General features: G+C 68.2%; 5 protein-coding genes. 3 read left to right on the top strand and 2 right to left on the bottom strand.

Annotated elements, in window-relative coordinates:
* Positions 1 to 100 precede the first annotated feature (100 nt).
* Positions 101 to 1,132 carry an NAD-dependent epimerase/dehydratase family protein gene (locus E1261_RS43225; RefSeq protein WP_132415921.1) on the top strand — a complete coding sequence of 344 codons (1,032 nt, stop codon included), beginning with the start codon at positions 101 to 103 and terminating at the stop codon, positions 1,130 to 1,132.
* Between the two features lie 25 nt (positions 1,133 to 1,157).
* Here E1261_RS43225 and E1261_RS43220 read toward each other — a convergent pair whose 3' ends face one another.
* The gene (locus tag E1261_RS43220; RefSeq protein ID WP_132415919.1) at positions 1,158 to 2,126 is read right to left on the bottom strand and encodes an aldo/keto reductase; all 969 of its coding nucleotides are present in this window, start codon (positions 2,124 to 2,126) and stop codon (positions 1,158 to 1,160) included.
* A 125-nt stretch (positions 2,127 to 2,251) separates the two neighbouring features.
* Here E1261_RS43220 and E1261_RS43215 point away from each other — a divergent pair, with 125 nt between their 5' ends.
* A complete protein-coding gene (locus tag E1261_RS43215; protein ID WP_132415917.1) occupies positions 2,252 to 3,133 on the top strand; it encodes a helix-turn-helix domain-containing protein in 882 nt (293 codons plus the stop codon).
* On the opposite strand, the gene dapA is transcribed toward E1261_RS43215, so the two are convergent.
* Entirely contained in the window at positions 3,078 to 3,983 is a 906-nt protein-coding gene (dapA, locus tag E1261_RS43210) for a 4-hydroxy-tetrahydrodipicolinate synthase (RefSeq protein ID WP_132415915.1), read from the bottom strand. The genes E1261_RS43215 and dapA overlap by 56 nt on opposite strands.
* A gap of 71 nt (positions 3,984 to 4,054) precedes the next feature.
* On the opposite strand from dapA, the gene E1261_RS43205 reads away from it, so the two are divergent.
* Positions 4,055 to 4,814 (top strand): LysR family transcriptional regulator (locus E1261_RS43205; RefSeq protein ID WP_132415913.1); only part of this gene is annotated, 760 nt, incomplete at its 3' end.

Raw genomic sequence — 4,814 nt, 5'->3', positions numbered from 1 at the left:
CCCCCACCACGGACTGCCCCTGCCACCATGCCCTCGACCACACCGCCGCCGCCATCGCCACCGCCGAGAGCGCGGGCCGTCAGGATCAGGCGGTCGTTCGATGAGGGTGCTGCTGACGGGTGGTGCCGGGTTCATCGGGCGGCATGTACACACGCAGCTCACCGCTGAGGGACATGACGTTCTCGTGCTCGACTCTCTCCGGAACGACGTTCACGCGAAGCGGCCGGCCCCGAGCAACGATCTCGTGATCGGGGACATCCGGAGCGCCGAGGATTGCCAGAGAGCGCTCTCTGGCATCGACACGGTGATCCACCTGGCCGCGAAGGTCGGGCTCGGCGTCGACCTGGACGACATCGACGACTATGTCTCCAGCAACAGCCTCGGCACCGCCGTACTGCTCCGCGAACTCGCCCGCGCGAACCTCCGCCACCTCGTCTACGCCAGCTCGATGGTGATCTACGGCGAAGGCCGCTACGACTGCGACCGGCACGGGCAGGTCGCGCCCGGCCCACGGCGGCCGGAGGATCTCGACGCCGGCCAGTTCGACCCCCGCTGCCCGCTCTGCGACTGCCCACTGCGCCCCGGCCTGATCTCAGAGAGCGCTCCCTCGGATCCCCGGAATGCCTATGCCGCCAGCAAACTCAACGGCGAACATCTCGCCGCATCCTGGGCCCGCGAGACCGGCGGCCGGGTCACCGCGCTCCGCTTCCACAACGTCTACGGCCCCGGCATGCCACGCAACACGCCGTACGCCGGTGTCGCCGCCATCTTCCGCTCGGCCCTCGAGCGCGGCGAAGCGCCGAAGGTCTACGAAGACGGTCGCCAGCGCCGCGACTTCATCCACGTGCACGACATCGCGACCGCTGTGACCACGGCCGCCGGTGCGCTCCCCCACCAGCCCCCGTTCACGGCGTACAACGTCGGCACCGACACCGTCCGCACCATCGGCGACCTGGCCGCCGAACTGGCCCGCGCCTACGAAGGCCCAGACCCCGTCGTCACCGGCCAGTACCGCCTCGGCGACGTCCGCCACATCACCGCCACCTCCGCCAAACTCCGCAACGAGCTCGGCTGGAAGCCCACCCTCGACCTCCGCACCGGCCTCGCCGACCTCCTTGCCAGCGGCAACTAACCCAGAAGCCAGCCCTGAAGCCAGCTCAGAAGCCGGTCGGAAGGCGCGGACTGTACGCACCTTCCAGAACAGCGATCTCGTCGTCGGTCAGCGTGAGATCGACCGCCGCAGAGGCGTCGGCCAGGTGCAGCACATCCGTCGCCCCGACGATCGGCGCGGTGACGCCAGGGTTCCGCAGTACCCAGGAGAGCGCTATCTGAGCCATCGGTACGCCGCGTGTGGCCGCGATGCTCTCGACGGCGTCGGCGATCGCCCGGTCGTCGGCTGCGAAGATCCGGTCCGCGACGGGATCGTTGCCGGACCGCACCGTCGACGTACCCCAGGCTCGGGCCAGACGGCCCTTCGCCAGCGGGCTCCACGGAATCGATCCGACGCCTTGATCAGCAAGCAGGCCGAACATCTCCCGTTCTTCCTCGCGCTGCATCAGGCTGTACTGGTTCTGCATCGCAACGAACTTCGTCCAGCCGTGAAGTTCGGCGACATGCTGCAGCTTCGCAAACTGCCACGCCCACATCGACGACGCACCGAGGTAGCGCACTTTCCCGGCCTTGACCACGTCGTGCAGCACCTCCATGGTCTCCTCGACCGGAGTCTCCGGATCCCAGCGGTGAATCTGGTAGAGGTCGACGTAGTCGGTGCCGAGCCGGGCCAACGAGGCGTCGAGCTGCTCCAGGATCGCCTTGCGGGACAGGCCGGAGCCGCCTGGCCCGTCATGCATCGGGCGACTCACTTTGGTGGCGAGCACGATCTCCTCGCGGCGCGTGTACTTGTGGATCGCGCGGCCGACGATCTCTTCCGACGTACCGTGCCCGTAGATGTTTGCCGTGTCCCAGAAGGTGATGCCGAGGTCCAGCGCCTGCCGGAAGACCGGCTCGGCAGCGGCATCATCAAGGACCCACGGGTTGGCCCCCCGCGCGGTGTCGCCGAAGCTCATGCACCCCAGCGCGATGCGGCTGACCTTCAGGCCGGAGTTGCCGAGTCTGCGGTAGATCATGGTTGGACTCCCTTTCGTGTTCGTCGCGGCCAGCCAACAGCGGCCGCGATCCGCACGGGAGTCCCTGCTCTTCCGGGTAATGCCAGTACCTCCTTGCCGCCGACCACCTCGCCTACGGTGGTGGCATGCCGAATCATAGAGACGCCGGTCGAGCTCAGGTCCGCGAGTTCCTCGTCTCGAGGCGAGCGCGGCTCACCCCCGAGCAGGCCGGACTTCCCGCGTACGGCGGGAATCGCCGGGTCAAGGGGCTTCGGCGGGAGGAGGTCGCTCTGCTCGCCGGCGTGAGCATCGACTACTACGTGCGGATGGAACGCGGCAATCTGAGCGGCGCCTCGGACACCGTGCTCGACGGGCTGGCCCGTGCCCTGCAACTGGACGATGCCGAGCGCACCCACCTGTTCGCTCTTGCCCGCTCTGCCACTCCGACCTCAGGTCGGCAACGGAAACCCGCGCCATCGACTGTGCCGGCCAGCGTCCAGCTCGTCCTCGACGCGATCACCGACGCACCGGCCTGGGTGCGCAACGCGCGCCACGACATGCTCGCGACCAACCGGATGGCCCGTGCGCTCTACGCGCCGTTGCTCGCCGATCTCCGACGACCCGCGAACAACGCGCGGTTCGTCTACCTCGACCCGGCCTCGCAGGACTTCTTCCAGAACTGGGAACGGACGGCCGACGACATCGCAGCCATGCTGCGTTCCGAGGCCGGCCGCAACCCGCACGACAAGAAGTTGATCGAGCTCATCGGTGAACTGTCCACCCGCAGTGAACACTTCCGGAACCGGTGGGCCGCTCATGATGTTCGGTTCCACCGAACTGGTATCAAGTACCTGCGCCATCCGGCCGTCGGGAATCTCGACCTCACGTTCGAGGCCATGGAGTTCCCGGCGCATCCGGGTCTCACGCTGCTCGTCTACACCGCAGCCGCCGGTACGCCGACCGCCGATAGTCTCAGGCTTCTTGCAAGCTTGGACGCAACCACTCAGCCAGCGCGGGAACCTGGCTGATCGCGGCTGGGTCGGCTGGAAGCAACGGCAGCCGTACGTGCGCCGTGGGGATCCGGCCTTGGGCTGCGAGGACCGCCTTGATCACGATCGGATTCGGCTCGGCGAACAGTGCCTGCGCCAAGGGGACCAGGCGGAGAGCGCGCTCTTGCGCTTGCGCCAGAGCGCCGGCCTGCCAGGCTGAGATCAGGTCGGCGTAGGCCCGGGTCGCGACGTTCGCGCTGGCGAGGATCCCGCCGCTGGCCCCGAGCGCCAGCATCGGGCTCGCGTAGAGATCGTCGCCCGCGAGAACACTCACGTCGGGAGAAACGCGGCTCAAGAACGCGATGGTGTCCTCGTCGATGCCGCCGACCGCGTGCTTGAAACCGACGACGTTCGGCAACTCCGCCAAGCGGATCAGCGTCTCCGCACCCAGGGTCCGGCCGGTCCGGTACGGAATGTTGTAGATCACCAGCGGTACCGGGCTTGCCGCGGCGAGCTGTCGGAAGTGCTCGACGACGCCGTCCTCGGACGGCCGGGTGTAGTAGGGCACGACGACCAGTGCCGCGCTCACCGCCGTACCGCTCGGATTGATTGTTGCCAGTTCGTCGAGGGAAGCGGCGGTCGAGTTCGAGCCTGCGCCGACGATCAGCGGCGCGTTCCGGTCGGTGCAGACGGAAGAGCAGATCGCGAGAACGCGGTGACGCTCGTGAGTCGTCAGGGTGGCCGGTTCTCCGGTGGTGCCGAGGGCGACGATGCCGGCGGCGCCCTCGTCGAGAACGGCGTGAGCGAGCGCCTCGAGCGCGTCTCCGGAGAGATCGCCGGTCTCGGAGAACGGAGTGATCAGGGGAACGAAGAGTCCTGTGAACGCCATGACCCGACGTTCTCGTGAAACCGCTCATCAGGTCCAGTTCGCATTTCCGTCGCCGAGCGTAAGGTGAGCTTATGCTCGACGTCCGCAAACTGCGCCTGCTCCGCGAACTCGCCCGCCGTGGCACGATCGCGGCCGTCGCCGAGGCGCTCGCCTACACCCCGTCCGCGGTCTCCCAGCAACTCGCCGCTCTCGAACGCGAAACCGGCGTACCGCTGCTCGAACGAACCGGCCGCCGGGTCGTCCTCACACCCGCCGCTCAGGGCCTGGTCGAGCACACCGAGGCGATCCTCGCGCTGCTCGCCACCGCAGAGACCGCTCTCGAGAACGCCGCGAGAGCGCTCTCTGGCGTTCTCACGATCGGCGCGTTCCCCACCGCGATCCCGGCCGTCGTCACCCCCGCAATCGTTGCCCTGAGCACCGAACACCCCAGCCTCGGCCTGACCGTCGTCGAACTCGACCCCGCCTCGGTCCCCGATGCCCTCCGCACCGAGGCCGTGGACGTCGCACTCGTCCAGGAGTACGACCACGTCCCGGTCGCCGCCCATCCCGGCCTGCACACCGAGCCTCTGCTGGAAGAAACGGTGTACCTGGCCGCCCGCCGTACCCGCTCACTGAGCAGCCTCCGCGACACCCCATGGATCGCCGGCACTCCAGGCACCCTCTGCCACACGCTGACCATCAGAGCTTGCGAAGCCGCCGGCTTCACCCCACACATCCGCCATCACGCCGACGACTTCGGCACCGTCCTAGCCCTGGTGGCCGCCGACCAGGGCGCAGCCTTCGTACCAGAACTCGCTCTCACCACCCCATCCCCCGCCGTCGTCCTCACCC

The sequence above is a fragment of the Kribbella albertanoniae genome, assembly GCF_004348455.1.
Taxonomy (GTDB): domain Bacteria; phylum Actinomycetota; class Actinomycetes; order Propionibacteriales; family Kribbellaceae; genus Kribbella; species Kribbella albertanoniae.
Note: the sequence above shows the minus strand (reverse complement) of the source record. Positions and strands in the feature narration are given on the sequence as shown.

Bases quoted from the DNA above. Each gene is read 5' to 3' on its own strand.
- E1261_RS43225 (WP_132415921.1), top strand. From the start codon at position 101: ATGAGGGTGCTGCTGACGGGTGGTGCCGGGTTCATCGGGCGGCATGTA.
- E1261_RS43220 (WP_132415919.1), bottom strand. From the start codon at position 2,126: ATGATCTACCGCAGACTCGGCAACTCCGGCCTGAAGGTCAGCCGCATC.
- E1261_RS43215 (WP_132415917.1), top strand. From the start codon at position 2,252: ATGCCGAATCATAGAGACGCCGGTCGAGCTCAGGTCCGCGAGTTCCTC.
- dapA (WP_132415915.1), bottom strand. From the start codon at position 3,983: ATGGCGTTCACAGGACTCTTCGTTCCCCTGATCACTCCGTTCTCCGAG.